This is a genomic window from Streptomyces sp. NPDC001568 (genome assembly GCF_042893755.1).
Lineage (GTDB): Bacteria > Actinomycetota > Actinomycetes > Streptomycetales > Streptomycetaceae > Streptomyces.
Window position 1 is genome coordinate 153,724 of record NZ_JBIAVF010000017.1, and the last position, 25,024, is coordinate 178,747.

A 25,024-nucleotide genomic window follows, 5' to 3' on the forward strand; every position below is an offset into this window, starting at 1 on the left:
CGGGCCGGGTCGAATGAATTTCGCCGCCGTCAGGCGCGGTTGAGGGACTTGAGGGCCTCGCGCACCGACAGCGGAGCCAGCCGGGCCCGTTCGGCGGTGACGAAGGCGCGCACCGCGTCCGGGTCGGTCTTGGCGTACTCGCGCAGGGCCCAGCCGACGGCCTTGCGGATGAAGAAGTCGGGGTGCGCGGCCAGCCGGCGACAGTGGGCGAAGAGCCGGTCGGCGTCGGTGGCGGACTTGCGGGTGAGCTGGTGCAGCAGCCCGGCGCGGGCGAGCCAGAGGCCCTCGCCGTCGACCCAGTCGTCCATGACGGCGCCCAGCCGCGGGTCGGCCGCGACGAGCGGTCCGACGGTGTGCGCGGCGAGCAGGTCGACGGTGTCCCACCAGGAGGTGGTGACGATCAGGTGCCGGACCACCGGCAGGAAGGCGGAGGAGCAGCACGCCACGTGCCGGCGCAGGTAGTCGACCGCGAAGTAGTGGTACTCACGCTCCGCCAGCGACCAGCAGCGCAGTGCGAGCGCGGCGCAGTCCGTCTCGGAGGGGCGCGGGGTGTCCTTCGTCACTGTCCGGGAGAGGGCGCGGCGCTCGGGGGTGCGGATGCCGAGGAAGGGGGCGACGTCCTTCATGTACGCGGTCATGGGTCCGGCCTGCACCGGATCGGCGGCCGCGGCGTAGACGGTCGTGAGCCGTTCCATGAGGACGTCGGCGAGGGCGCTGGGCCCGATCCCCGGGAGTGGTTGGGTGTTCGGCCGCATGAGGCCCAGATTACGGCGGTGCGTCGTACAGGTCGGTTAGTCTCCCGGAATGTCCCTCCTCCTCGCGCCGTGGACCCGGCTGTCGCTGCTCGTCGTGCTGCTGCTCGCGGCCGGCGCGTGCGTGGTGCTGTACGAGCCGCAGCGGCTGCTGTCGCAGGGGTGGCCGCCGGAGCTGCCGGTGGGTGCGGCGGTCCTGGTGTTCGCGGGCGCGTACGGGCTGTGCACGGCGGCGTTCGTGCCGCGCCCGTTGCTGAACCTGGCGGCGGGGGCGGTCTTCGGGACCCAGTTCGGGCTGGTCGCGGCCGTCGCGGGGACGGTGGTGGGGGCCGGGATCGCCTTCGGTCTGGGCCGGGCGATGGGGCAGGAGGCGTTGCGCCCGTACCTTCGCGGCCGGTGGCTCGAGGCGGCCGACGCGCAGTTGAGCCGGCACGGGTTCCGTTCGATGCTCGCGGTGCGGATCTTCCCGGGGGTGCCGTTCGCGGCGGCCAACTACATCGCGGCCGTGTCGCGGTGCGGCTGGCTGCCGTTCCTGGGCGCGACGGCGCTCGGCACGATCCCGAACACCGCCGCCTACGTGATCGCGGGGTCCAGTGCCTCCTCGCCGGGATCGCCCGCGTTCCTGGTCTCGTTCGGATTCATCGCGGTGTCCGGGGTGGTCGCCGCGGTCGTCGCGTGGCGCAAGCGGCACCGCCTGGCGCCGGTCGCCGCGTACGAGCCGGTGCCCCAACACCCCCCTGTGGTCACGGCCGCTTCCCACGGGCCCTAGCATCGGACCCGAACTGCCCGACGATCACAAGGACGAGCGCACCCCGACATGAGCTGGTTCGAATCCCTAATCCTCGGTCTCGTCCAGGGGCTTACGGAGTTCCTCCCGATCTCCTCCAGTGCCCACCTGCGCCTGACCGCGGCGTTCGCCGGCTGGCACGACCCCGGTGCGGCCTTCACGGCCATCACCCAGATCGGCACCGAGGCCGCCGTCCTGATCTATTTCCGCAAGGACATCGCGCGGATCGTCTCCACCTGGTTCCGTTCCCTGTACACGAAGGCGCTGCGTTCCGAGCAGGACGCGAAGATGGGCTGGCTGGTGATCGTCGGCTCGCTGCCGATCGGCATCCTCGGTCTGCTCTTCAAGGATCAGATCACCGGTCCGGCCCGTGACCTGCGGCTGACGGCCACCACTTTGATCCTGATGGGTCTCGTCCTCGGCTTCGCCGACTGGCAGGCCTCGCGCGACGAGGAGGGCGGCCGGCACCGGGTGGTCGTCCAGCGCAAGACGCTGAAGGAACTGGGCGTCAAGGACGGTCTGATCTTCGGTCTCTGCCAGGCGATGGCGCTGATCCCCGGCGTCTCCCGCTCCGGTGCGACGATCTCCGGCGGTCTGCTGTTGGGCTTCACCCGTGAGGCCGCGGCCCGCTACTCCTTCCTCCTCGCGATCCCGGCCGTGCTGGCCTCGGGCGCGTTCGAGATCAAGGACGTGATGGAGAACCCGACCCACATCTCCTGGGGTCCGACGGTCTTCGCGACGGTGATCGCCTTCTTCGTCGGGTACGCCGTCATCGCGTGGTTCATGAAGTTCATCTCCACCAAGAGCTTCATGCCGTTCGTGATCTACCGGATCGTGCTGGGCATCGTGCTGTTCGTGCTGATCGGCACGGACGTGCTGAGCCCGCACGCGGGCGAGTCGGGCTCCTAGCGGGCCGTACGCTCATCACTTCGCGTGAATCGCAGGCCGCTCGGGAACGTTCCCGGGCGGCCTCCGCGTCGTTCTCCCCGTAGAGAGCTGTGCCGGGAGGGACCCGGCTGGCGGAGGGGGTGTCCCATGCGACGCGTGGTATTGGAGCGATTTCCGGCGGGAAGTCCGAGGGGAAGTTGGCCCGCCGAGGAGTACGCGGCGCAGCGCAAGCGCGAGGGCCTCGCGGCGGAGGTGGTGATGGACCTCGACAGCGACGCCTTCCTCGTCGTGGTCCGCCAGCGGGAGGTTCTTTCCGGTCACTGAACGGCCGGGGATGACCCGGTCGGCGCACGCCCCTTGGCGTCGGGGTCGGACAGCCCCAGACTGACCCGATGACGCAGCGTGTGGACCTCGCGACGGTAATGGACCGGTTGGCCATCGACGAGGTGGTCTCGGGGTACGCGGTGGCCGTCGACGACGGCGACTGGGAGGCCTACCGGGCCCTGTTCGCGCCCGGGGGCCGGGCCGACTACAGCGCGGCGGGCGGGGTGGCGGGCCCGGCCGCGGAGGTCGCGGACTGGCTCGCCGAGACGATGAAGCTGTTCCCGGTGCGCCAGCACCTCATCGTGAACCGGCTGGTGCGGCTGGAGGACGAGGGCGGGGCGCCGGGCGACGCGGCGCGGGTGCGGGCCGACTTCCTCAATCCGATGCGGCTCGCGGGCGCGGACTTCGACGGCACCGTCACGGCCCCCAACTTCGTCGCCGCGGGCCGTTACACCTTCACGCTGGCCCGTACCGCGGACGGCTGGCGGCTGACCGGGGTCACCGTGCACGAGAAGTGGCGCCACATGTCGGCCTGAGCCGCGCCCTGCCGGATGCCGTCCCACACTGGAAGCGGAGGCGCCTGATGCTCACGAAGCGGACCCGGTGGGGGCGTGCGGCGGCCGCGGTGGCCGCCGGCGCGCTGCCCTGCCTCGCCTTCCCGGCCCCCGCGCTGTGGTGGTTCGCGTACGTCGCCCTCGTGCCCTGGATGCTGTTGCTGCGTTCGGCTCCCACGGGGCGGCGGGCGGCCCTGGAGGGCTGGTTGGGGGGCGCGGGGTTCATCGTGGCGGTGCACCACTGGCTGCTGCCGAGCCTGCACGTGTTCCTGATCCCGGTCGCGGCGCTGCTGGGCGTGCTCTGGATCCCCTGGGCCCTGCTGGTGCGGGAGCTGCTCGGTGGGGCGCCCGCGCGGGGTCGGGCGGCGGCCGCGCTGGTCGTCGTACCGGCGGGCTGGCTGCTGTCGGAGCTGGCCCGGTCCTGGCAGGGGTTGGGCGGGCCGTGGGGGCTGCTGGGGGCCAGCCAGTGGCAGGTGCCGCCGGCGCTGCTGCTGGCCTCGGTGGGCGGGGTGTGGCTGGTGAGCCTGCTGGTGGTGGCCGTGAACTGCGCGCTGGTGCTGTTGGTCGCGGTGCCGGGGGCGCGGGCCCCGGCTGTGGCCGGGGTGGCGGGCTGCGCGGTGCTGACGGGGGCCGTGTGGCTGTGGCTGCCGCGCCCGGCGGTGACGGGCGTGGTGCGGGTGGCGGTCGTCCAGCCCGGTCCGGTGGGCGGGGCGGACGGCGCGGAGCGGCGGTTCGACGTGGAGGAACGGCTGACGCGGGGGCTCGTCGGCGCCCGCCCCGACCTGGTGGTGTGGGGCGAGAGCAGCGTCGGCGCGGACCTGGCGACCCGGCCCGACCTGTCGCGCCGGCTGGCGGAGCTGTCCGCGCGGGCCGGGGCTCCGCTGCTGGTCAACGTGGACGCCCGCCGGTCGGACCGGCCGGGGATCTACAAGAGCTCGCTGCTGATCGGGCCCGAGGGGCCCACCGGGGAGCGGTACGACAAGATGCGGCTGGTCCCCTTCGGGGAGTACGTGCCGGCCCGCGCGGTGCTGGGCTGGGCCACCTCGGTGGGCAAGGCGGCGGGTGAGGACCGGATGCGCGGCGCGGCGCCGGTGGTCATGGACCTGCCCGGGGGGCTGCGCGTGGGGCCGCTGGTGTGCTTCGAGTCGGCCTTCCCCGACATGAGTCGCCACCTGGCCCGCGAGGGGGCCTCCCTGATCGTGGCGCAGTCGGCGACCTCGACGTTTCAGGAGAGCTGGGCCCCGGCGCAGCACGCCTCGCTCGCGGCCCTGCGGGCGGCCGAGACGGGCCGCCCGGTGGTGCACGCCACCCTGACCGGGGTCAGCGTGGTGCACGGCCCGTCGGGCGGCCGGATCGGCGCGGCCCTGCCCGCCTCGACGGCCGGGGCGGCGGCGGTGTACGAGGTGCCGATCGCCGGGGGAACGACCCTTTACGCCCGCTTCGGGAACTGGCCCGCCGGGGCCGCCCTGGCCGTGCTGGCGGTGTACGGCGCGGTGCGGACGGCCCGGGCGGTCAGGTCCGGGAGGCCTGCTCCAGAGCCGTCAGGACCACCCGCTCGCACAACTCGTGGGTGAGCAGGGCGTCCCGGGCGCTCAGCGTCCTGCCGGCCTCCACGGCCTCCAGGAAGGTGTCGACGACCTGCTCGATCCCGCGCTGGCGGGCCACCGGAACCCAGTCGCCGCGCCGCCGGACGGTCGGCTGGCCCTTGTGGTCGATGATCTCCGCGAGGTTGACGACCTGCCGCTTGGAATCCTGGCCGGACACCTCCAGGACCTCCTCGGTGGAGCCGGAGAGCCGGTTCATGATGCCGAGGGCGGTGAACCCGTCGCCCGACATCTGGAGGACGACCTGGTGCATCAGCCCGTCGCGCACCACGGCCCGGACGTCCACGTGGTCGGCCTCGCCGGGCAGCAGGAAGCGCAGCGTGTCGACGACGTGGATGAAGTCGTCGAGCACCAGGGTGCGCGGGTCCTCGGGCAGCCCGACCCGGTTCTTCTGCAGGACGATCAGCTCGCGCGGGTGGTCGGCGCACTGCGCGTAGCCGGGCGCGTGGCGGCGGTTGAAGCCGACGAAGAGGCTGACCCCGCGTTCCTCGGCCTGCTCCACCAGGCGCCGTGACGCGTCGAACTCGTAGGCCAGCGGCTTGTCGACGTACGTCGGGACGCCCGCCTCCAGCAATCGGGCCACGATCTCGGGGTGGGCGGCCGTCGGGGCGTGCACGAAGGCGGCGTCGAGGTCCTGCGCGAGCAGGGAGTCGAGCGTGGTGTGCCGCCGCGCGACGGGGACGTGGTGGAGTTCGCCGATCCGCTCCAGCGTCGCGGGGGTGCGGGTCTGCAGGTGCAGCTCGACCCCGGGGCGGGTGGTGAGGACCGGCAGGTACGCCTTCTGAGCGATGTCTCCGAGTCCGATGACGCCGACCTTCACCGGCAGCCTCCAGGTGTTCGCCTTGTGGGAACCCCGAGCTTAATCGGCTGCGGCGGGGCGGGTGTGGGCGTGGGCGGTCCGTCGGTGCGCGGGGTCCGGGCCGGTCCGGCCGGCCGTCACCCGTGCGGGGGCAATATCCGTCCAGGGTTTTCGCAACGGGGTCCTCGCACAGCAGAGTTGCGCGGGTGCATCCAACCCGAACCTCTACGAAACTGCTGCTGGGAGTGGCCTGCGCCGTCTCGGCCGTCTCCGGTTGTGTGAATGTTCCCCCGGGGCCGACCGGCCCGGCGTCGACGCCCTCGACCGGGCCGGCGCCGCAGCACGAGCCGCGCGGCGGGCCGGGGACCTTGTCGGTGGTCGTCCAGGCGCCCGCGCTGGAGGCGCTGCGTGCGGTGCCGGGGCGGGCCGCCGCGAACCCGTCGGCTCCGGCGGCCCCGCAGCGGGCGACGACGACGCACAGCGGGACCGCGGCGGCCCCGACCGGGCCTCACCCGCAGGCGGCGCCGCCGGTCCCCGACATCCCGGCGCCGCCGAAGCCGGTGCGGCACGCCGAGGAGCGTCCGGAGGGCCGGCCGCACCCCGGTCGGCCGGACGCGCGGGTTCCGCGCGACCTGGTGCGGGAGCTGCCGGTCCGGCCGGCCGACGTGTGCGCGCTGGGCCGCCGGCACGGGCGCTGGCACCCGGACAGCCCCGAGGCCCGCATCTGCGCGGGCGTCCAGGGCGGCTGAACCCGGCGGCGACCGGGCTCCGTAGGAGGACCCCGGCGGGCGGCGCTACGGGGATTGCTCGGGGAAGGGCCGGTGGGGGGCGCCGGGCTCGGTGGCCAGCCGGCGCTCCAGTCGGGCGATGGCGGCCCGCACCCCGTTGCCGTACCCGTCGTCGGACAGGGCCCCGGTGGCCGCGCGGGCCCGCGCCAGGTGCACCCGGGCCGCTTCGGGGCGGCGGAGTTTGACGTAGTCGGCCGCCAGGCTCAGGTGCAGCGAGGGGTAGAAGACGCGCACCGCCCGCTGCGGCCCGGGGCGACCCGGACCGTCGCCCGGTCGCCGGGCGGGAACCGCGTTGCCGGGTCGGCCCGCGAGCCCGTCGGCGGCGGGTCCTCCTGCGGTGGATCCTTCGGCGGTGCGTCCGTCGGTGGCCGGTCCCGCCGCGGTGAGACCGTCAGCGGCGGTCAGGGCGCGCAGGTCCCAGGCCAGTTCGTCGGCCGGGTCGTCCTGCGCGTCGGCCATGTAGTGCGCCAGCGTGCACCGGTGGAGGAAGTCGCCGTCCTCGCCGATCTCGGACCAGATCTCCCCGAGCCGGTTGCGGGCCTCCTCGCGGTCGCCGGCGTGCAGCAGGATGACCGCTTGGCCGATCCTGGTCATGACGGCGTCCTCCGACGCCTCCTGCTGCTCCGTCAACGCGGCCTCCGGCTTGCTCCGCAGACCTCGTACGGCCTGATCCCACGAAGCTAACCGCAGGCGCCGTCTCTGGCACCGAGGCGCGGGGTGGCGTCAGCCCAGGTCGGGGATGCTCCAGTCGATCGGCTCATGCCCCTGGGCGGCGACGGCCTCGTTGATCTGCGTGAAGGGCCGGGAGCCGAAGAACTTCTTGGCCGACAGCGGCGAGGGGTGGGCGCCCTTGACGATGACGTGCCGCTCCTCGTCGATGAGCGGGATCTTCTTCTGGGCGTAGGCGCCCCAGAGGACGAAGACGACCGGGTCGGGGCGCTCGGACACCGCGCGGATCACGGCGTCGGTGAACTTCTCCCAGCCCTTGCCCTTGTGCGAGTTGGGCTCGGCCTCGCGGACGGTGAGGACGGCGTTGAGGAGCAGGACGCCCTGCTCGGCCCACGGCATCAGGTACCCGTTGTCGGGGACCGGGAGGCCGAGCTCCTCCTTCATCTCCTTGTAGATGTTGCGCAGCGAGGGAGGGGTCCGCACGCCCGGCTGCACGGAGAAGCACAGGCCGTGGCCCTGGCCGGCGCCGTGGTAGGGGTCCTGGCCGAGGACCAGGACCTTCACCTTGTCGAACGGCGTGGCATCCAGGGCCGCGAAGACCTGCTCGCGGGGCGGGTAGACCGGCCCGTTCGCCCTTTCCTTCTCGACGAACTCGGTGAGTTCCTTGAAGTAGGGCTGGTCCAGCTCCCCGCCGAGAACGGGGAGCCAGGACTCGGGCAGCATCTGGGTCACGTCGACAACCTCCGGTACAAGTTCGTGCAACTGCTCAAGAACCTACCGGGGGCCACTGACATCGCCGCGATCCGGATGCCCGTCGGTCCGCGCTACCAGCTGGTCTTGCGGTAGAGCTCCCACATCTGCATGGCGGTCTGCGGGTCGAGGGCCCGCTCGGCGCCGGCGATGTCCTCGCGGGCTCCGACGTACAGCTTGCCCTGCCACAGGGGCAGCAGGCGGACGTCCTGGGCGAAGATCTGCTGCGCCCGTTCGAACTCCTTGACGCCGGCCGAGCGGTCGCCCTCGCGGCGGGACTTGGGCAGGACCTCGTTGATCACGTCGGCCGGCTCGTACGGGGTGCCGACCGCGTTGTCCTTGCCGACGAACGGCGCGATGAAGTTGTCCGGGTCCGGGAAGTCGGGGAACCAGCCTCGGCCGAAGACCGGGTACTCGCGGTTCTTGTAGCCCTCCTGGAACTCCTTCCAGGGCTTGCCGCGCAGGGTGACCCGGAAGAGGTTGGTCTCGTCCAGCTGGCGCTTGATCTCGGTGAACTCGTCCGCGGTCGAGGCGCCGTAACGGTCCGTGGTGTACCAGAAGGTGAGGTCGACCGGCTGGGTGATGCCGCCGTCCTTGAGGATCTTCTTGGCCTTGGCGACGTCCGGCTGGCCGTACAGGTCGTAGAACGGCGTCTTGTGGCCGACGACGCCCTTGGGGACCATCGAGTACAGCGGTTCGGCCGTGCCCTGGTAGACCTTGGAGACGATCGCGCCGCGGTCGAGGATCTGGGCGATGGCCTGGCGCACCGGCAGCTTGTTGACCTGCGGGTCCTGGGGGTTGAAGACCAGGTAGCGGATCTCGGCGCCGACGTTCTCGACGACCTGGACGCCCGCGTTGTGGGACTCGGGGGTCTGGAGGTCCTTGATCTCCGCGGCGGACAGGCCTCGGTAGGTCGCGTCGATCTCCTTGCCCTTGAGGGCGGTGACCATCTTCTTGGAGTCGGAGAAGTAGCGGATCGTCACGCCGTCGTTGCGGCGGTCGGCGAAGCCCGTGTAGGTCTCGTTGCGGCCGAGGACCGCCTCGCCGCCCTCCTTGTAGGAGGTGAGGACGTACGGGCCGGAGCCGGTGACCTTGCCGTCGTCGCGCACCTTGTCGGCGGGGTAGTCCCCGGGCGCGACGAGCGAGGCGGCCGGCGAGCCGAGGACGTACGGGAAGGTCGCGTCGGAGGCCTTCAGGTGGAAGACGACGGTGAGGGCGTCCGGGGTCTCGATCTTGTCCAGGCTGTTGAAGAGCCCGCTGGGCCCGAACTTGTGGTTGATCTTCCGGATCCGGTCGAGGGAGTGCTTGACGGCCTTGGCGTCGAGCGTCTCGCCGTTGGAGAACTTCAGGCCCTTGCGCAGGGTGCAGCGGTAGGACTGGTTCGCCGAGTCGGTGAACTCGCAGTTCTGGGCGGCGTCCGGCTGGGGCCTGGTGCTGCCCGTGGGGAACGCCAGAAGGGTCTGGTAGATGTTCCGGTACAGCTCCCAGGAACCGTCCCAGGCGGCGGCGGGGTCGAGGTGGCTCGGCGCGCTCGTGGTGCCGACGACTATCCTCTTCGCGCCGTCACCACCGTCGTCCGAGAACAGACCGCAGCCGGCGAGCAGGGATATGGACGCAAGGGCCGCAGTGATCCGCAGGCATCTGGTCCGGTTGAACACGTGCACGCTCCTCGATCAGCCAGGGATGCGGCAGACCCTACCGCAGTGCCTCACAAATCCAAGGGGTAGGTTTCGTGAGGCACTTGACCGATTACATGCACATTCGGTACGCATTTGCCTCCCCCAGGGAGGCAAATGCGTCCGGATATCGGTCAGCCGACTCCGGCATTGAGGAAGATTCCTCCGTCAACGACCAGAGTTTGTCCTGTGATCCATTCCGCTTGTGCAGATGTGAGGAATGCGGCGGCCCCTCCGATGTCCTCCGGCACACCGAGCCGGCCGAGCGGATAGGCGGCCGCCGCCTCGTGCTCGCGGCCCTCGTAGAGCGCCTGCGCGAACTTCGTCTTCACCACGGCGGGGGCGATCGCGTTCACCCTGACCTGCGGGGCCATCTCGTGCGCGAGCTGGAGGGTGAGGTTGACCATGGCGGCCTTGCTCATCCCGTAGGCCCCGATGAAGGGCGAGGCGGAGACGCCCGCGATGGAGGCGATGTTCACGATCGCGCCGCCGTTGTCCTTCTGCCAGGCGTGCCAGGTGCGCTGGGCGAAGCCGAGGGCGGAGATCACGTTGGTTTCGAACACCTTGCGCGCGACGCCGAGGTCCAGGTCCGCGATCGGCCCGAAGACCGGGTTGGTGCCGGCGTTGTTGATCAGGAAGTCGACGCGGCCGAAGGCCTCCATGGCGCGCTCCACGGCGACGGCCTGGTGGGCCTCGTCGTGCGCCTTGCCCGCCACGCCGATCACCCGGTCCGCGCCGAGGCGCTCGACGGCCTCCTTGAGCGCGTCCTCGTTGCGTCCCGTGATGCAGACCCGGTCGCCGCGGGCGACCAGCGCCTCGGCGATCCCGTAGCCGATGCCCCGGCTCGCGCCGGTGATGAGCGCGGCCTTGCCGCTGTCGATGCCGTTGTAGGTCATGACGTACGCCCTGTCTCTCGTGATCCGGTCAGTTGAGCGGGCCGCCGGCCACGTACAGGACCTGGCCGGAGACGAAGCCGGCGGCCTCGCCGGTGAAGAAGGCGATCGCGTTGGCGATGTCGTCCGGGCGGCCGACGCGCTGCACCGGGATCTGGGAGGCGGCGGCGGTCTGGAACTCCTCGAAGCCCATGCCGATCCGGGCGGCCGTCTGGGCCGTCATCTCGGTCACGATGAAGCCGGGGGCCACGGCGTTGGCGGTCACGCCGAACTTGCCGAGCTCGAAGGCCAGGGTCTTCGTGAAGCCCTGCAGACCCGCTTTGGCCGCGGCGTAGTTGGCCTGGCCCCGGTTGCCGAGGGCGGAGCTGCTGGAGAGGTTCACGATGCGGCCGAACTTGGCCTCCACCATGTACTTCTGACAGGCCCGCGCCATCAGGAACGCACCGCGCAGGTGCACGTTCATGACGGTGTCCCAGTCGGTGTCGCTCATCTTGAAGAGGAGGTTGTCGCGGAGCACGCCCGCGTTGTTGACCAGGACGGTCGGGGCGCCGAGCGCGCTCGCGACGCGCTCGACGGCCGCCTCCACCTGGGCGCTGTCGGACACGTCACAGCCGATCGCGACGGCCTTGCCGCCGGCCGCCGTGATCGCCTCCACGGTGTCCTTGCAGGCCGCCTCGTCGAGGTCGAGTACGGCGACCGCGCGGCCCTCGGCGGCCAGACGCACGGCGGTGGCCGCGCCGATGCCGCGGGCCGCCCCGGTCACGATCGCGACGCGCTGCTCGGTGGTGGACATGCTGGATCTCCTCGCCGTCGAGAAACGGCCGCCCGGAGGTGAGCAACCGCTTAGTAGCTTCAGCTGAGGAGACGCTAGGAGCCCTGGCACCCGGTGTCAACGGGGGCCATCACGGCGGGCGGGTCGGTCAGCGCACCAGCAGGTCCAGGAGGCGTTCCACCTCGGCCTCCGGGTCGGCGGTCAGACCGGTGTGCACCGGTCCGGGCTGGACGACCGTGCTGCGCGGGGCGATCAGCCAGCGGAACCGCCGGCCCGCGTCGCCGTCCGCCGCCTGCCCGGCCCGTTCGCCGCCCGCGCAGATCCCCTCGACCCCGTACAGGGCGGCCCGGACGCCGGCCACGTCGGCCTCCGGGTCGAGGACGAGGAGCTTCGCCTCGTCGAGGTGGATGCGCGCGGCGACGTAGGAGCGCGCCCGGCAGTAGACGATGACGCCGGCGTTGAAACACTCGCCGCGCTCCATCCTGGGCACCACGCGCACCAGTGCGTACTCGAACACGTCCCGCTTGGTCACTCGTCGTCGCTCGTCTTCTTGTTGATCTTGTGGGGCCATTCGGGGAGGTGGTCGGTGAGCCAGCCGGGCGGACCCGTCGGAGTCTTCACCCGCGCCTCCAGCGAGATCCTCTCGTGGATCGTGGCCGCGCGCGGCAGCAGCGCCTCCACATAGGCCCGTCGGACCGCTTCGGCGGAGTCGAAGCCCGGCTCGTCGACCAGCCACTCGTCGGGGACGTCGGCGGCGACCTCGGTCAGCAGCTCCTCGGTCACCCGCGGGGCGAGTTCGGCGGCGGCGGCGTCGATGTCGGGGCCGACGGAGGCCAGGACGTGGTCGGAGGCGTCGTAGGGCTTGGCCGCGGCGGCCCGGGCGGTGGGCCAGTTGTGCTGCCAGATCATGGTGGCGCCGTGGTCGATGAGCCACAGGTCCCCGTGCCAGACCAGCAGGTTGGGGTTGCGCCAGGACCGGTCGACGTTGTTGATCAGGGCGTCGAACCAGACGACGCGTCCCGCCTCGACGGGGTCCGCCCGGTAGGCGAGCGGGTCGAAGCCGATCGAGCCGGGCAGGTAGTCCATGCCGAGGTTCAGCCCGCCGCTGGCCTTGAGCAGCTCCTGGACCTCCTGGTCCGGCTCGCCGAGCCCGATGACGGGGTCCAACTGCATCTGCACCAGGCGGGGTACGCGCAGGCCCAGCCGTTGGGCGAGGCGTCCGCAGATGACCTCGGCGACCAGGGTTTTGCGGCCCTGGCCGGCGCCGGTGAACTTCATGACGTAGGTCCCGAGGTCGTCGGCCTCGACGATGCCCGGGAGCGAGCCGCCTTCCCGCAGGGGCGTGACATAGCGGGTCGCTGTCACTTCTGTCAGCATTTTCCCAGGGTATCCATTCGTCGAGCCTTGCGATCTAAGGGCTCCCCGAAGGTCATCGAGGAGCTCCTCCGCCAGGGTAGGCGTCGCCGCCGCCCCGCCCCACCTGGATTTCCCGGGCCTCACCGGGAGCGGCCGCGCCGTCGCATCCGATTCGGCTGAAATCAGCTCTCAGTCGGGCAGAGCGGCCATAGCCTCGGGGCATGACCACGACCAGTGACACGACGTACGAGTTCCGCATCGCCGGGCCCGGGGACACCGGGGCCATCGAGGACATCGACGGCTCCTTCACCACCACCACCGTCTTCGCGGTGGCGGTGACGGGCGAGGGTTTCGCCCTTCGCGAGGTGCCGGTGGATCCCCCGCTGGTCAAGGTGTTCCCCGAGGACGACGGCAGTGACGACGCGGCGGACGGCGCGGACGGCGCGGACGACGACAACCGGACGTTCGTGGCCGTCGGCACCGACGGCCGGGTCGCCGGTTTCGCCGCCGTCTCGTACTCCCCGTGGAACCGGCGGCTGACCATCGAGGACATCGAGGTCGCCCCGGACCACCGGGGCCGGGGCATCGGCCGCGCGTTGATGGGGTGCGCGCTGGAGTTCGCGCGCGAGCGGGGCGCCGGGCACGTCTGGTTGGAGGTGACCAACGTCAACGCCCCCGCCATCCACGCGTACCGGCGCCTCGGCTTCGCCTTCTGCGGACTGGACACCGCCCTGTACCAGGGCACCGAGTCGGAGGGCGAGCACGCGCTCTACATGAGCATGCCCTGCCCCTGAGCGGCCAGTACGCGGACCACCGCGGGGTCGGCATCGGCTCCGGCGTCGACCCCGGACCGCTGCGCGACGGTGGCCGTCAGCAGCCAGCCGGCGGCCCCCTCGGGGTCCGCCGGCGGCGCGTACCACTCCACGCGCACGTCCAGCAGCCGGTGGCCGGCCTCACCGCGTTCGGCGTACCAGCTCCGGAACGGGGCGGTCCGCCACACCGTCAGCGGAACCGACCGCTCGCCCCCGGTGCGTACGGCTCCCGGCCCGACCGCTCGCAGGGCGGCGCCGGCCGCGCCCGCCAGCGTCCGCTCCACGGGCACGCCCAGGGCTTCGGCGAAGTGCAGCAGGTAGTCCATGCGTTCGGCTTCGGGCGGCGCGCCGAGCACCGCCCGGCCCGAGTCGCACCACGTACCCCACTTGATGTTGGAGACCAGCCCGGGCAGCCGGGTCATGTCCCGGGGGATCCAGAACAGGATCACGTCGGAGCGGCGCATGGCGTCCTCCTCCCAAGCCACCTGGTCCGGGTACGCCGGGTAGCCGCCGCCGGCCGGCGGCTCGGGCAGGAACACCACCAGGCGTCCGGCGCCGGACCACACGGACCGCAGCGCCGCGACGGCGTCCGGCCGCCACGACGGCTCGGCGGGGTCGGCGGGGGTGGGGCCGCACAGGTACACGGCCGCCGCCCAGGACTCCGGCGGCTCCTGGCCGACGTGCACGACCCGTACCTCGGCCGGCGCGGGGTCGGGTACGGCGACGGGTGCGGGGGGCTCATGCGACACGAGGGGCTCCGGGGTCGGTCGGGGACAAGGTGGCGAGGAAGTCCAGCAGGAGGGCGTTGAAGGCCTCGGGCCGTTCCAGGAACCCGAGGTGTCCGGCGTCCGGCAGCTCCGCGTAGTGGGCTCCGGGGATCGCGCGGGCCACCTCGCGCCCCAGTGGGGCGGGCGCCAGCACGTCGTCGGCGAATCCCAACACGAGCACGGGCAGCCGGATCCGGCCGTAGTCGGCCAGCCGGTCACGGACCGGTGGGGCCGGTCGGTGGGCCGCGGACACCCCGGTCAGCGCGGCGATTTCGAACAGGTCGAGCCATTGTGCGGTCGTCGCCTCGTCGGCCAGGGTCCGGGGCGAGAGGTTGTGCGTCAGGCTGACGAAGGCCTCGTACTCCGGTGGCGGCCGGACACCCGACGCGGCGGACGCGGCCTCGGCGCGCGCCAGGGCCTCGCCCACCGCGTCGGGCCGGCCCCGCGTCGCCGCGAGCAGCGCCCCGCTCGCCAGGCGCGGATCGGTCAGGAGCAGTTCCTGGACGGCGAGGGCGCCGAGGGAGTGCCCGACCAAGGGGCAGGCCGGCCACGCGAGGGCTTCCAGCAACTCTCTTATGATGAAGGCCAGTTCATGCGGTCCGGTGGCTGCGGGCCCGTGGTCGAAGGTGACGACGAGGCGGCCCGCGGCGGTCAGTGCGGGCACCTGGTGCTGCTCCCAGATCCGTCCGCCGCCGCCCGCGCCCGCGACCAGCAGCACCGGGAGTTCCCCCGTCCCGTGCAGGGTGTACGCCGTGCCCGCGGGCGTGCGTCCCGTCGTCCGGGCCTCGCATCCCCGGCGGAGCGGGCCCGGCCGATGGGCGGTCACGGCGTCATCCTGCGCAGCGCCGTCTCCACCCAGGCCGGTCGGCCCGTGTCCAGGCCGCGCAGGGCGACGTGGACCCACAGGAAGGATGCGCGTTCCAGGACGTGGGCCCGCATGCCGTCGCGCACCTCGCCGCCCGCCGCCCGGTAGGCCTCCAGCAGCCGATCGAGGACGGTGACGCCGCCCGCGTACAGCATGTCGACGAAGTCGACGGCGGGATCGCCGACCTCGGCGTTGGCCCAGTCCAGTAGGCCGGACAGGGTCGGCGGGCCGGACGGCGGACGCGTCACGAGGGTGTGGCCGGGGTGCACGTCGCCGTGGACGAGCGCGAGTCGCTCGGGCCACAGTCGGTCGTCGTCCAGCCAGGTCCGCCAGCGCCGTAGGCCGGCGGCCGGCAGCGGGAGTTCGGTCCGGGCGCGGGCCAGCCGGTCCGCGATCCGGGCGCGGACCTGATCCGCCGTCGCCGGGCGGTTCGGAAGCGGGTCCGGCGGGGTGGTGTGGATCGCGACCAGGGCCCGGGCGAGCGGCTCCAGGTAGTGGCCGGGGTGGGCCATCGGGTCCAGGGACCAGGCGTAGGCAAGGGTGTCCGGATCCTCGGCGCCGGCCGCCTCGCCGGGCAGCCGCGGGTAGGCGACCAGGTCGGGCGTGTGCAGGCGCCAGTGCGGGACCGGGACGGGCATCCGGTCGCGTACGGCGGCCAGTACGGCACCCTCGAAGGCCAGGCTCGCCGCGGCCTCGGGCCGGCGGGGCCGGCGCAGGATCCACCACGCGCCGTCGACCGCCCGGATGTGCGTGACCCGGAAGTCCCAACCGCTGTCGTCGGCCCGGGCGGTGGCGGGGTCGAGGTCCAGGCCCAGACTCCGGGAGGCGCGCGCGGCGAGGCCGACGGGGTCGGTGAGCTCCGGCGCCCCCGTCGCGGCGCTCATCGGCCCGGCCCGGCGCCGGTCAGGTACCGGTCGCGGGTGGCGGTGCGGTCCACCTTGCCGGTGTGGGTGCGCTCCAGCTCCGTGACCGGCACCAGCAGGCTGGGCACCAGGTGCGGGGCGGCGGTGGCGGCGAGCCGTGCGCGGACGCCCTCGGTCACCCCGCCGGGGTCGTGGTCCGGCAGCGGTACGAAGAAGGCGGCCAGCGTGGTGTGTTCGGCCCGGTCCACCCGGACGGCCGCCACCTCCCGCACTCCCTCGCAGCCGCCGACGAGGGCCTCCACCTCGATCAGGTCCACCCGGTGGCCCCGGATCTTGACCTGGTGGTCGGAGCGGCCCCGGAAGACCAGGGAGCCGCCGGGTGCCACGGACACCAGGTCGCCGGTGCGGTACCAGCGGGTGCCCTCGTGTTCGGTGAAACGGGCCGCCGTCGCCCCCGGGGCGTCGTGGTAGCCGAGCGCCAGTCCGGGCCCGGACACGTACAGCTCGCCCGAGCCGTCGACGCGCTGGCCCACGTGCGGCAGGGGCAGCCCGATGGGCAGGTCGCCGTCGGCGTCCGGCAGTTCGGGGGCGTCCGGGCCGGCCAGTCGCACGGCGTGGGTGACCAGCGCCGTCTCGGTGGACCCGTACGTGTTGAGCAGGCGCACCCCGTCGGCGCCGAGCCGGCGCCAGCGCTCCAGCATGTCCGGGCGCACCGCCTCGCCGCCGATCACCACCGTGCGCAGGGACGGCGGGAGGCCGGCGCCCCGGTGCAGCAGGTCACCGGTCAGGCCGTGCCAGAAGCCGGTCGGCAGGACCGCGACGGTGACCTCCTGGTCCTCGGCGACCTGCGCGAAGCCTTCGCGCGCCGTGTCGTCGACGACGAGGGCGGCGCCGGCCGTCAGGGTGGGCAGGATCTCCTCCAGGCTGGTGTCGCCGCCGGCGCCGTGGAAGTGCAGCACGGTGGCGTCCGGGCCGATGTCGTACAGGGTGCGCAGCGGCGGCACCACCGCGGCCAGGGCGCCGTGCGGCACCACGACCCCCTTGGGCGTGCCGGTGGAGCCCGAGGTGAACAGGACGTACGCCGGATCCTCGGGCCGTACGCCGGAGTCGGGGAGCGGGTCGGCGGCGGGCGCCGCGCCGGCGGGTGCCCAGCGGGGTCGGATCACCTTGGCGACCGGCGGTTGCCAGCCGGTGTCCGCGGTCGCCACGGCCTCGTGGACCCCGAGTCGGCCCAGGATCGACTCCAGTCGGGCCGCCGGGTGTTCCGCCTCCAGCGGCACGTAGGCGCGACCCGCCGCGAGGACGCCGAGCAGGGCCGCCACGTCGCGGGCCGAGTGGTGCACGACGACACCGACCGGCGGCTGGGGGTGGCCGGTACGGGGTGCGACGGAGCGGGCCACGTCCGACACCCAGGCGGCGAGGGTGCCGTAGCCGACGACGAGTCCGTTGTCGACGACGGCCGGGCGGCCCGGATCCGAGCGTGCCGTCCCGAAGAACGGTTCCAGGAAATGGATTCCGGAGGACTGCATTGTGAATTCCCTCGTCCTGATGGAATATGGGCGGGTGCGAATTGTCATGGAACACGATCTGAAAATACCCATGCGCGACGGCACCTTATTGAATGCCGACCTCTATCGGCCGGAAACCGCCGATCCGGTGCCGGTCCTGGTACGCCGGACGCCCTACGGGAAATCCGGCGGCCCGGGGGGCGCCTCCGTCGACGGTCTGCGCATGGTCCGCTCCGGGTACGCGCTGCTGGTGCAGGACGTACGCGGCCGGTTCGACTCCGGCGGGACCTTCGAGCCGTACTGGCGCGAGGCGCGGGACGGCGCGGACACGGTCGCGTGGGCGGTGGAGCAGCCCTGGTGCGACGGCTCGGCCGGGTTGTTCGGCCGGTCGTACGAGGCGATGGCCGCGCTGCTCGCCGCGGCCGAACGACCGCCCGGGCTGGGCGCGATCGCCCCGCACGTGGCCGGTTCCGGCTTCGACGAGGGCTGGACCCGCCAGGGCGGGGCCTTCCAGTTGGGCTTCGTCCTGTACTGGGTGCTGTACGACCTGCTGCTGGAGGGGGCCGGGCTGACCGGGCCGGAGCTGGCCGAGGTGACCCGCGCCGTCGACGGGATCGACGGGCTGTACCGCGATCCGGATGCCGCGGCCGAGCTGCTGGACAGGTTGGCCCCGTACTACCGGCAGTGGCGCGAGCACCCGGGCTGCCACCCGTACTGGCGGCGCGCGTCGCCCCGCGCGTCCTACCCGGCGATCGAGGTCCCGGTACTGCACCTCACGGGCTGGTACGACATATTCCTGGCCGGCGCCCTTGAGAATTACCGCGGAATCAAGGATTGCGGAATCCCGTCCCGACTGGTGATCGGTCCGTGGTCCCATTGCGTGACCGGCGGAATATTTCCGCAGCGTCGTTACGGGATCGCCGCCGACGAACGCAGCATCGATGTCACCGGCCTCCATCTGGAGCATTTCGACCGGTATCTGCGGCGGCTCGGGGAAGGTGGCCCGGAAGTCGATCCGGTGCGGCTGTTCGTGACCGGCGCCGACGAGTGGCGCTCCTTCCCCGACTGGCCCGTCCCCGGCACGCGGGACCTCGCGCTGTACCTCCGGGGCCGGAGTCTGACGTCCGGCCCGGCGCCGCGGGCCCCGGGAGTCGACCGGCTCCGGCACGACCCGGCCGACCCCGTGCCCACCACCGGCGGGGCCACCGCCCTGCCCGGCCAGTTCACCGGCGGCGACTGCGGCCCGCTGGACCAACGCGAGGTCGAGCGGCGCCCCGACGTGCTGTGCTTCACCGGGGAGCCGCTCGCCGCGCCGCTGACCGTCGTCGGCGACACCGCCCTGACGGTGTACGTGACCCCGGACGCGGCGGGCGCGGACGTGACGGGCAAGCTCGTCGACGTCCACCCCGACGGCCGGGCGGAACTGCTGTGCGACGGCGTGCGCCGCCTGGAGCCGGGAGCGGACGCGGAGCCCGCTCCCGACGGGCCGGTCGAGGTCACCGTCGCGTTGGGCGCGCTCTGCCACGTGTTCCGGGCGGGCCACCGGATCCGTCTGGAGGTCGCGGCGAGCAACACCCCGCGCTTCGACGTCCATCCGCGGACCCTCGCCCACCACAGCGTCCACCACGGCGGCGACCATCCCTCACACCTGCTGCTGCTGCGGCGGCTGCCCGGAGGCTGACGGGGCGCCCGGGCCGGCGGCGTCCGGGTGGAAGACCGACAGGTCGGCCACCCTCTCGATCCGCCGGCCCGCCTCCCAGTGCGCCCGCCGCAGCCGGCGCAGTTGGGCACCGGTCAGCCTGGTGCTGTGCTGCGGGATCGACCGGACCATCCGGGCCCGTTTGGCCGGGCCCGGGTAGCGGTCGCGGACCCGGTAGGGGTCGTTCAGCAGGTGGTGGGCGGTGCCGGTGTGGAAGGCCGCCTTCAGCAGGGCGTAGTAGGCCGCCGCGGCCACCCCCTTGTCCCGGGCGCAGTGCACCAGCGTGCGGGAGGCTTCGAACACTCGCCAGACCACCGGTACCGCCGGGGTGGTGAAGACGCCGGTCTCCTGGGCGATGCCCTCGCCGACGCCGTAGCGGAAGTAGCTGCGCATGTTGGCGAAGCCGTGCTGGGCGTCGTGGAAGATCCGCGCCTGCGGCAGGTACACGACGGGGATCCCCGCGAGCTGGAGCCGGAAGTCGAACTCCCGGTCCTCGCACCAGTGGATCAGCTCGTCGAAGTGGTAGCCGCCGATGTGGGCGACGATGTCGCGGTTGTAGATCAGCGGCGGGGACAGCGCGCTGACGTAGTCGCCCTCGTCGAACTCCCTCACGCGTGCGGTGAGTTTGCTGAGGAGTCCGTCCGACTCGCCGTACACCACCTGGCCCTTGACCACCGGCTCGGTGAGCACCGCGCGGACCATGTCGCGGACCACCCCCGGGGCGAAGGTGCAGTCGGAGTCCATGAGCAGCAGGTACTGCCGGTCCGTCGCGGCGGCCCCCGCGTTGTAGGCGGCGCCCAGGTTGCCGACGTCCTCGATCTCGGTGACGGTCAGCGGGCGGGGATGATCGGCGATCAGTTTCAGGACCGCGTCGCTGGGGCCGTTGAGCGCCAGGACGATCTCGACGTCCTCGTCGATCGACGCGATGCAGTCGGCGATCCGCAGGTCGTCGCGCAGGGCGATGACCACGGCGGTCCGGGCGATGCCCTTGTCGACCGCCGCCTCGTCCACCATGTCGGTGGCCATTGCTGTTCTCCCTCGTCAACTCGTGTGCGTTCGGGGTTCCCGCCGCGCCCGCGCGGTCACGGGGACGCGGCCTTGAAGCGCAGGGGCAGGGCGCGCAGGGTGCGTTCGGCGATGGCCTCGGCCTCCGCGGGCTGCTCGGCGTGGGCGATCACCCCGGCCAGTACGTCGGCTCCGCCGCGGTAGGGCGGCACCACGGTGCCGGGGGTCAGGTCGAGTCCCCAGAACACGTCGTGCACGCCGGTCCGGCGGGCGACGTCCCGCGGGTCGCCCACCCACTCGACGACGCCGCCGTCCGCCGGGGCGAACCGCTGCACCACCGCCCGGAGGTGCCGGGGTACGAGTTCGGCCGGCCGCAGCGGCTTGCCCAGGGCCAGCCGGACCACGTTGGGCAGCGGGTCGACCCCGGTGGCCAGCCGCATCACCTCGGTGGCGATGCGGGCACCGGTCAGCCGGCAGGTGATCTCCAGGAGGACGACCCGTCCGTCGTGGGTGCGCAGGACGTCGGTGTTGATGACCGCCGGGTCCAGGCGCAGGGCGCGCGCCCCGCGCCGGACCGTGTCGGTCACCTCCTCGATCTGTGCCGGGGTCAGCCTGCTGGGAAGGGTGTCGCCACCCTCGAAGAAGTGGGGGGCGAACTCCTCCTTGCGGCCGTACTCCCGGTCCGCGAACCCGAACCGGTGCAGTTCGCCGTCGACCATGAAGGCCGCCAGGGTGTGTTCGGTGCCCTCCAGGAACTCCTCGATGACGATCCGACCGCCGGGGCTGAGCCGCAGCGCCTCCTCGGCCAGGGTGCGGACCCGCGCGGCCGACTCCACCTTCAGCACGCCCAGCGACCCGGTCTGGTCGCTGGGTTTGATGACGGCCGGCAGGCCGATGTCGGCGGCCGCGCGGACCGCCTCGCCGACGCTCTCGGCAGTGGCGAACCGGGGCAGGTCGAGCCCGGCGGCGCGCAGGATCCTCAACCGCCGGTCCTTGAGCGTGCAGTCGAGGGCCGTCTCCAGCGGCAGCCCCGGGCAGCCGAAGCGACCGGCGAGCACGCTGATCACCGGCGGGTTGTCCGCGCCCAGCGAGAACACCCCGTCGAGACGGTCGATGCCGGCGGCGGACAGCTCCGCGAGCACCGCCACGGCGTCGTTCGGATCGCATACGAGCAGGAGGTCCGCGGCCGCCCGGGCACGGTCCGTCGGGTGGTCCGTGGCCACGATCAGTTCCCACTGCGGGGACCGCAGTTCGATCAGGGAACGGTCCATGCCGGAGCCGATTCCGCAGACCAGCAGGCGGTCAGTCATGACCGCCTCCCCCGGGGTCGGTGACGGCGGGGACCGTGGCCGGCGGGGCGCCCAGGCTCAGCACCTGGAACACCTCCGCGTGCCCGGATCCGGCCGAGACCGCGCCCCGGTAGCGGGCCAGGCCGCGAATGCCCTCGTCCCACGCGGCGTGGCGCAGCTGGGAGACGTACGCGCGCATCGCCTCGACCTTGGTCTCGATCTGCCCGTCGATCTCCTCGACGTACTGGAAGCGCGCCATCGGAGCCCACACTTCGTAGCCGAGCACCAGCCGGGGTGCGGGGCTGGGCGGGCCGCCCGCCTCGTGGAAGAACTCCGACTGCGCCATCCACAGTGCTTCCAGGGCGAGTTGGTGCACCATGCGGTGCTCGACGTCGTCGTCGTTGTCGTGCGGCAGGTACACCACCTGGGGTCGCACCTCCCGCAGGACCCGTACGAGGTCCAGATGGACCCGGCGGGAGAGGACGAAATCCCGTGAGGGTTCGTCGAAGCGGACGCAGCGGTGCACGCCCAGGGCCTTGGCGGCGGCTTCGGTCTCGGCCGTGAACTCGGCGTCGGTGACCGCGTCGTCGAGGGCGCTGCGCTCGCGGCCGATGACGATGACGACCGTCACCCGGGCCCCGTCCCGCACGTGTTTGGCGATGGAGCCGCCGCAGCCGATCACGTCGTCGTCGGGGTGGGGCGCGACCACGAGGACGTCGGTGACGCCCGTCACGCGCCGGCTCCCGGCAGTTCCCCCGCCCAGCGGGCCCACTCACCGGTCGGCACGGTGGCCCCGGCGAAGGGGGTGCGCGCCGTGAAGCCGAGGATCCGGCGGGCCTTGTCGTAGTCCGCGCGGGCGGTCGAGCGGTACAGCTCCAGCTCCCAGTCGGCGACCGGTTCCGCGGCCGTCGCCGGCTCCCCTGCGGACGCCGCCGCGGGAGCGCCGAGGCCGCGCAGGGTGCGGACCGCGTCGAAGAAGGTGCCCCAGCGCAGCTCCTCGGGGTGGCCGACGAGGAAGCGTTCGCCGGCGGCCGCCCCGGTGTCGACGGCGAGCAGGACGGCTTCGGCGAGGTCGTCGACGTACACGGCGTTGCACACGCCTCCGTCGCCGCCCGCCGGGAGCTGCGTGAAGTCGCTGTCGGGCCTGTGCAGTTGGGCGGTGGTCCATTGACCGCCCCACGGGCCGTGGACGACTCCGGGCTGGAGCACGACCGTCTCCAGGCCGTCGCCGTGGGCGTCCAGGACGAGCCGTTCCGCGGCGAGCTTCTGCTGCTCGTACTCCCGGTCGGCGGGGTCGGCCGGGCGGGCCGGGGAGTCCTCGGTCAGGGCGCCGGTGACGGCCGGGTCGTAGACGTCGATGGTGCTGAGGTGCACGACGCGACGGACGCCGGCGGCGCGGGCGGCCGCCAGGACGTTCGCGGTGCCCTGGACCGAGGCGTCCCAGCGGTCGGACTCGTCGCCGGAGCTGCCGAACGCGCAGTGCACGACGGTGTCGCAGCCCTCGAAGGCGCTCCGGAGCGTGTCGGGGTCCACCAGGTCGCCCCGGCGGAACTCCAGCCGGTCCTGCGGGAGGACGGACAGTCGCGCGGCCCGTCCGAAGCCGCGGACCACGGGTCGGACGCGGGCCTCGGTACCGAGGACCAGCCGCTCCACGAGCCGGCCGCCGATGAAACCGCTCGCGCCGGTCACCGCCACGGTGCGACCGCCGAGGGCGGGGCCCTCGGCGGCGCCGTCACCGTCGCCGCGCGTGGTCCACGGCTGCGCGGACGGCGTGCGGGCGGGGCCGTCGTAGCACTCCTGGATCAGCTCGACGACGCGTACGCCGTCCTGAGCCGTGGAGTGGGCGGGAGCGGCGCCGCGCACGGCGGCGGCGAAGTTGGCGAGCTGCTCGGTGAAGAGCAGCTCCCACTCGTCCTGGGCCGGGGTGACGGCCTCCACGTCGCCGCGGTGCAGTTCCACTCCGTCGGCGGTGATCAGGGTGCACTCCCCCGCCGGGAAGTCCGTGCCGATGGTGACGGTCGCCCTGGTGCCGGTGACCTTGCAGCTGATGCCGAGGTCGCGCACCCGGCTGAACCGGCAGTGCGCGTCGGTGCCGCCGAAGCGCAGGTGGGCGGAGGCGTCCGTCTCCACGCCGCCGAGGGAGTCGTCCTCGTAGCGGACCACCTCCACCTCGGGGCCCAACCACCACAGCAGGGTGTCGAAGACATGGGAGGCGGTGTCGGTGAGGACGCCGCCGCCGGCGAGCCGCCGGTCGAACATCGACCAGGAGACGGGCTCGTGGGCGTAGGGGTGGCCCTCCGACCAGTCGACGCGCACCACCTCGCCGAGTTCGCCGCTGTCGATGAGCCGCTTGACCCAGGCGTAGGCGGGGAAGAGCCTGCGCGGGTGGGCCATGGCCAGGACCGGCGCGCCGTCGGCCGCGGCGGTGGCCGCCAGGCCCTCGGCGTCCTCGACGGTGGTGGTCATCGGCTTCTCCAGCAGGACGTGCTTGCCGGCCGCCAGCAGCGCCCGCACGATCGGCGCGTGCAGCGTGTGCGGGGCCACGACCACGGCGGCGTCGTAGGCGTCGGCGGCCTCGGCCGGATCGGTGGCGAGGACCACCCGGTCGGCGTCGGTGCCGCCGAGTTCCCGGTACAGGGCGAGTGCGGCCTCGGCCTGGTGGGGGTCGCGGTCGATGAGCGCGGTCAGCTGCACGTCGCCCTTGAGCGGGGGCAGGGCGGGCAGGTGGCAGCCGCGGGCGGCGGCGCCGCATCCGACGATCGCGAGGCGTACGGGAGGCATGGGTCTCTCCAGGTTCGTCGAAGGGTTGTGACGCGGGGGCGTCGGGGGTCGTGGGGTCCCGGACCGGCTTACGGGCCGGCGGGGCCGGCTGGGTGGTGGACCCATACGTTGGGCTCGGCGTACGTGCCGTGGCCGTCCTCGGTGACGCGCAGCGGGACCAGGGCGCCGGGCAGCGGGTGGTCTCCCGGGCCGGGCAGCGGATGTCCGAGGAACTCCGCCCACCGGGCCACGGGCTGACGGATCACCAGGGACCTTTCGGCGATGCCCAGTCGGCGGGCCCCGAGGTCGAGGTGGGTGCGCAGCCAGGGGTCGAAGCAGCGTCCGTCGGGCCGGCGCCAGGCCGCGTACTCGGCGATCGGGATCAGCGGGTAGCGCGGCTTTCGGGTGGGCCGGACCGGGATGATCACCCCGCGCGGGGCGTCGGTCGCGGCCCGCCGCCGGACCTCGGTGAGCAGTCGTTCCGCGTGGCCCTCGGCCCGGCGGGCGGGGTCCACGGACACGGACAGCATGCACACGGCGTCCGGCCGGTCCGGCAGGCCGTGGTCGACGCCCTCCACCAGGACCTCGTCGCTGCCGGACGGCAGCGAGGCGGCGCTGCCGTCCCAGCGGACCGGCAGCCCGTTGGCGGCGGCGACCAGTTGCCCGTCCTGGTCCACCAGGCAGAGCTGGTGGGCGGGATAGCGGTCGTACATGCCGTGCCAGCGCCAGTTGCCGGGCGACTCCCAGCTCATGAAGGCGGGCATGTTGGCGCCGATGAGGGCGTCCACCTCGGGCAGCAGCCACGGGTCCCGGGCCAGGTCGGTCAGGGTGAGGGACACCTGCG

The 25,024-nt window shown here is 73.0% G+C and carries 26 protein-coding genes; 8 read left to right on the top strand and 18 right to left on the bottom strand.

What is annotated here, in order from left to right; translation table 11 throughout:
* Positions 1 to 29: 29 nt before the first annotated feature.
* Complete coding sequence (locus ACFY0I_RS28865; RefSeq protein WP_388901308.1) at positions 30 to 755, bottom strand: DNA alkylation repair protein; 726 nt, start codon at positions 753 to 755, stop codon at positions 30 to 32.
* A gap of 49 nt (positions 756 to 804) precedes the next feature.
* On the opposite strand from ACFY0I_RS28865, the gene ACFY0I_RS28870 reads away from it, so the two are divergent.
* The 5 genes from ACFY0I_RS28870 (at position 805) to lnt (ending at position 4,879) form a co-directional block, all read left to right on the top strand.
* Positions 805 to 1,521 (top strand): TVP38/TMEM64 family protein, encoded by a 717-nt coding sequence (locus tag ACFY0I_RS28870; RefSeq protein WP_388901310.1) that lies wholly within the window; start codon positions 805 to 807, stop codon positions 1,519 to 1,521.
* Between the two features lie 48 nt (positions 1,522 to 1,569).
* A complete protein-coding gene (locus tag ACFY0I_RS28875; RefSeq protein ID WP_281207138.1) occupies positions 1,570 to 2,448 on the top strand; it encodes an undecaprenyl-diphosphate phosphatase in 879 nt (292 codons plus the stop codon).
* A gap of 126 nt (positions 2,449 to 2,574) precedes the next feature.
* Positions 2,575 to 2,751 (top strand): hypothetical protein, encoded by a 177-nt coding sequence (locus ACFY0I_RS28880; RefSeq protein ID WP_388901312.1) that lies wholly within the window; start codon positions 2,575 to 2,577, stop codon positions 2,749 to 2,751.
* A gap of 68 nt (positions 2,752 to 2,819) precedes the next feature.
* Entirely contained in the window at positions 2,820 to 3,287 is a 468-nt protein-coding gene (locus ACFY0I_RS28885; RefSeq protein ID WP_388901314.1) for a nuclear transport factor 2 family protein, read from the top strand.
* A 47-nt stretch (positions 3,288 to 3,334) separates the two neighbouring features.
* Complete coding sequence (gene lnt / locus ACFY0I_RS28890; protein WP_388901316.1) at positions 3,335 to 4,879, top strand: apolipoprotein N-acyltransferase; 1,545 nt, start codon at positions 3,335 to 3,337, stop codon at positions 4,877 to 4,879.
* On the opposite strand, the gene ACFY0I_RS28895 is transcribed toward lnt, so the two are convergent.
* Complete coding sequence (locus tag ACFY0I_RS28895; RefSeq protein ID WP_388901317.1) at positions 4,818 to 5,729, bottom strand: Gfo/Idh/MocA family protein; 912 nt, start codon at positions 5,727 to 5,729, stop codon at positions 4,818 to 4,820. The genes lnt and ACFY0I_RS28895 overlap by 62 nt on opposite strands.
* Before the next feature lie 185 nt (positions 5,730 to 5,914).
* On the opposite strand from ACFY0I_RS28895, the gene ACFY0I_RS28900 reads away from it, so the two are divergent.
* Positions 5,915 to 6,457 (top strand): hypothetical protein, encoded by a 543-nt coding sequence (locus tag ACFY0I_RS28900; RefSeq protein ID WP_388901319.1) that lies wholly within the window; start codon positions 5,915 to 5,917, stop codon positions 6,455 to 6,457.
* Positions 6,458 to 6,502: 45 nt separating this feature from the next.
* On the opposite strand, the gene ACFY0I_RS28905 is transcribed toward ACFY0I_RS28900, so the two are convergent.
* The 7 genes from ACFY0I_RS28905 to ACFY0I_RS28935 form a co-directional block, all read right to left on the bottom strand.
* Positions 6,503 to 7,126 (bottom strand): hypothetical protein, encoded by a 624-nt coding sequence (locus ACFY0I_RS28905; protein WP_388901321.1) that lies wholly within the window; start codon positions 7,124 to 7,126, stop codon positions 6,503 to 6,505.
* A gap of 93 nt (positions 7,127 to 7,219) precedes the next feature.
* Complete coding sequence (locus ACFY0I_RS28910) at positions 7,220 to 7,888, bottom strand: uracil-DNA glycosylase (protein ID WP_388901419.1); 669 nt, start codon at positions 7,886 to 7,888, stop codon at positions 7,220 to 7,222.
* Between the two features lie 101 nt (positions 7,889 to 7,989).
* Positions 7,990 to 9,573: an ABC transporter substrate-binding protein gene (locus ACFY0I_RS28915; protein ID WP_388901323.1), complete on the bottom strand. Its 1,584-nt coding sequence runs from the start codon at positions 9,571 to 9,573 to the stop codon at positions 7,990 to 7,992.
* 152 nt (positions 9,574 to 9,725) lie between these two features.
* Positions 9,726 to 10,487, bottom strand: coding sequence for an SDR family oxidoreductase (locus ACFY0I_RS28920; protein WP_388901325.1), 762 nt, complete (start codon positions 10,485 to 10,487; stop codon positions 9,726 to 9,728).
* Positions 10,488 to 10,515: 28 nt separating this feature from the next.
* Positions 10,516 to 11,277 (bottom strand): 3-oxoacyl-ACP reductase FabG, encoded by a 762-nt coding sequence (fabG, locus tag ACFY0I_RS28925; RefSeq protein ID WP_388901327.1) that lies wholly within the window; start codon positions 11,275 to 11,277, stop codon positions 10,516 to 10,518.
* A 127-nt stretch (positions 11,278 to 11,404) separates the two neighbouring features.
* On the bottom strand, positions 11,405 to 11,788 hold the full coding sequence (locus ACFY0I_RS28930) for a DUF3037 domain-containing protein (RefSeq protein ID WP_388901329.1): 384 nt from the start codon (positions 11,786 to 11,788) through the stop codon (positions 11,405 to 11,407).
* Entirely contained in the window at positions 11,785 to 12,633 is an 849-nt protein-coding gene (locus ACFY0I_RS28935; RefSeq protein ID WP_388901331.1) for a HipA family kinase, read from the bottom strand. The genes ACFY0I_RS28930 and ACFY0I_RS28935 overlap by 4 nt, the downstream gene beginning before the upstream one ends.
* 200 nt (positions 12,634 to 12,833) lie before the next feature.
* Between ACFY0I_RS28935 and ACFY0I_RS28940 the strand changes: the two genes are divergently transcribed.
* Complete coding sequence (locus ACFY0I_RS28940) at positions 12,834 to 13,406, top strand: GNAT family N-acetyltransferase (protein WP_388901333.1); 573 nt, start codon at positions 12,834 to 12,836, stop codon at positions 13,404 to 13,406.
* Here ACFY0I_RS28940 and ACFY0I_RS28945 read toward each other — a convergent pair.
* Genes ACFY0I_RS28945 through ACFY0I_RS28960 form a run of 4 tightly spaced genes read right to left on the bottom strand, consistent with a single transcriptional unit; the run spans position 13,382 to position 17,448 of the window.
* The gene (locus tag ACFY0I_RS28945; protein ID WP_388901335.1) at positions 13,382 to 14,173 is read right to left on the bottom strand and encodes a nucleoside 2-deoxyribosyltransferase domain-containing protein; all 792 of its coding nucleotides are present in this window, start codon (positions 14,171 to 14,173) and stop codon (positions 13,382 to 13,384) included. The two genes, ACFY0I_RS28940 and ACFY0I_RS28945, sit on opposite strands and share 25 nt — an antisense overlap.
* Positions 14,163 to 15,017 (bottom strand): alpha/beta fold hydrolase, encoded by an 855-nt coding sequence (locus ACFY0I_RS28950; protein ID WP_388901337.1) that lies wholly within the window; start codon positions 15,015 to 15,017, stop codon positions 14,163 to 14,165. Before ACFY0I_RS28950 ends, ACFY0I_RS28945 begins: the two co-directional genes overlap by 11 nt.
* Entirely contained in the window at positions 15,014 to 15,940 is a 927-nt protein-coding gene (locus ACFY0I_RS28955) for a macrolide 2'-phosphotransferase (RefSeq protein ID WP_388901338.1), read from the bottom strand. Before ACFY0I_RS28955 ends, ACFY0I_RS28950 begins: the two co-directional genes overlap by 4 nt.
* On the bottom strand, positions 15,937 to 17,448 hold the full coding sequence (locus tag ACFY0I_RS28960) for an amino acid adenylation domain-containing protein (RefSeq protein ID WP_388901340.1): 1,512 nt from the start codon (positions 17,446 to 17,448) through the stop codon (positions 15,937 to 15,939). The genes ACFY0I_RS28955 and ACFY0I_RS28960 overlap by 4 nt, the downstream gene beginning before the upstream one ends.
* A gap of 46 nt (positions 17,449 to 17,494) precedes the next feature.
* On the opposite strand from ACFY0I_RS28960, the gene ACFY0I_RS28965 reads away from it, so the two are divergent.
* On the top strand, positions 17,495 to 19,108 hold the full coding sequence (locus ACFY0I_RS28965; protein WP_388901342.1) for a CocE/NonD family hydrolase: 1,614 nt from the start codon (positions 17,495 to 17,497) through the stop codon (positions 19,106 to 19,108).
* Here ACFY0I_RS28965 and ACFY0I_RS28970 read toward each other — a convergent pair.
* The 5 genes from ACFY0I_RS28970 to ACFY0I_RS28990 form a co-directional block, all read right to left on the bottom strand.
* A complete protein-coding gene (locus tag ACFY0I_RS28970) occupies positions 19,070 to 20,152 on the bottom strand; it encodes a glycosyltransferase (protein WP_388901343.1) in 1,083 nt (360 codons plus the stop codon). The two genes, ACFY0I_RS28965 and ACFY0I_RS28970, sit on opposite strands and share 39 nt — an antisense overlap.
* A gap of 56 nt (positions 20,153 to 20,208) precedes the next feature.
* Entirely contained in the window at positions 20,209 to 21,441 is a 1,233-nt protein-coding gene (locus ACFY0I_RS28975; protein ID WP_388901345.1) for an ATP-grasp domain-containing protein, read from the bottom strand.
* Entirely contained in the window at positions 21,434 to 22,153 is a 720-nt protein-coding gene (locus ACFY0I_RS28980) for a PIG-L deacetylase family protein (protein WP_388901347.1), read from the bottom strand. Before ACFY0I_RS28980 ends, ACFY0I_RS28975 begins: the two co-directional genes overlap by 8 nt.
* Positions 22,150 to 24,201, bottom strand: a complete 2,052-nt coding sequence (locus ACFY0I_RS28985) for an NAD-dependent epimerase/dehydratase family protein (protein WP_388901348.1) — start codon at positions 24,199 to 24,201, stop codon at positions 22,150 to 22,152. Before ACFY0I_RS28985 ends, ACFY0I_RS28980 begins: the two co-directional genes overlap by 4 nt.
* 68 nt (positions 24,202 to 24,269) lie before the next feature.
* Positions 24,270 to 25,019 carry a hypothetical protein gene (locus tag ACFY0I_RS28990; RefSeq protein ID WP_388901350.1) on the bottom strand — a complete coding sequence of 250 codons (750 nt, stop codon included), beginning with the start codon at positions 25,017 to 25,019 and terminating at the stop codon, positions 24,270 to 24,272.
* Positions 25,020 to 25,024: the final 5 nt, after the last annotated feature.

Excerpts from the sequence above, each read along its gene's own strand:
- ACFY0I_RS28865 (WP_388901308.1), bottom strand. The coding sequence starts at position 755 with ATGCGGCCGAACACCCAACCACTCCCGGGGATCGGGCCCAGCGCCCTC.
- ACFY0I_RS28870 (WP_388901310.1), top strand. The coding sequence starts at position 805 with ATGTCCCTCCTCCTCGCGCCGTGGACCCGGCTGTCGCTGCTCGTCGTG.
- ACFY0I_RS28875 (WP_281207138.1), top strand. The coding sequence starts at position 1,570 with ATGAGCTGGTTCGAATCCCTAATCCTCGGTCTCGTCCAGGGGCTTACG.
- ACFY0I_RS28880 (WP_388901312.1), top strand. The coding sequence starts at position 2,575 with ATGCGACGCGTGGTATTGGAGCGATTTCCGGCGGGAAGTCCGAGGGGA.
- ACFY0I_RS28885 (WP_388901314.1), top strand. The coding sequence starts at position 2,820 with ATGACGCAGCGTGTGGACCTCGCGACGGTAATGGACCGGTTGGCCATC.
- lnt (WP_388901316.1), top strand. The coding sequence starts at position 3,335 with ATGCTCACGAAGCGGACCCGGTGGGGGCGTGCGGCGGCCGCGGTGGCC.
- ACFY0I_RS28910 (WP_388901419.1), bottom strand. The coding sequence starts at position 7,888 with ATGCTGCCCGAGTCCTGGCTCCCCGTTCTCGGCGGGGAGCTGGACCAG.
- ACFY0I_RS28920 (WP_388901325.1), bottom strand. The coding sequence starts at position 10,487 with ATGACCTACAACGGCATCGACAGCGGCAAGGCCGCGCTCATCACCGGC.
- fabG (WP_388901327.1), bottom strand. The coding sequence starts at position 11,277 with ATGTCCACCACCGAGCAGCGCGTCGCGATCGTGACCGGGGCGGCCCGC.
- ACFY0I_RS28935 (WP_388901331.1), bottom strand. The coding sequence starts at position 12,633 with ATGCTGACAGAAGTGACAGCGACCCGCTATGTCACGCCCCTGCGGGAA.
- ACFY0I_RS28940 (WP_388901333.1), top strand. The coding sequence starts at position 12,834 with ATGACCACGACCAGTGACACGACGTACGAGTTCCGCATCGCCGGGCCC.
- ACFY0I_RS28955 (WP_388901338.1), bottom strand. The coding sequence starts at position 15,940 with ATGAGCGCCGCGACGGGGGCGCCGGAGCTCACCGACCCCGTCGGCCTC.
- ACFY0I_RS28960 (WP_388901340.1), bottom strand. The coding sequence starts at position 17,448 with ATGCAGTCCTCCGGAATCCATTTCCTGGAACCGTTCTTCGGGACGGCA.
- ACFY0I_RS28965 (WP_388901342.1), top strand. The coding sequence starts at position 17,495 with ATGGAACACGATCTGAAAATACCCATGCGCGACGGCACCTTATTGAAT.
- ACFY0I_RS28970 (WP_388901343.1), bottom strand. The coding sequence starts at position 20,152 with ATGGCCACCGACATGGTGGACGAGGCGGCGGTCGACAAGGGCATCGCC.
- ACFY0I_RS28975 (WP_388901345.1), bottom strand. The coding sequence starts at position 21,441 with ATGACTGACCGCCTGCTGGTCTGCGGAATCGGCTCCGGCATGGACCGT.
- ACFY0I_RS28985 (WP_388901348.1), bottom strand. The coding sequence starts at position 24,201 with ATGCCTCCCGTACGCCTCGCGATCGTCGGATGCGGCGCCGCCGCCCGC.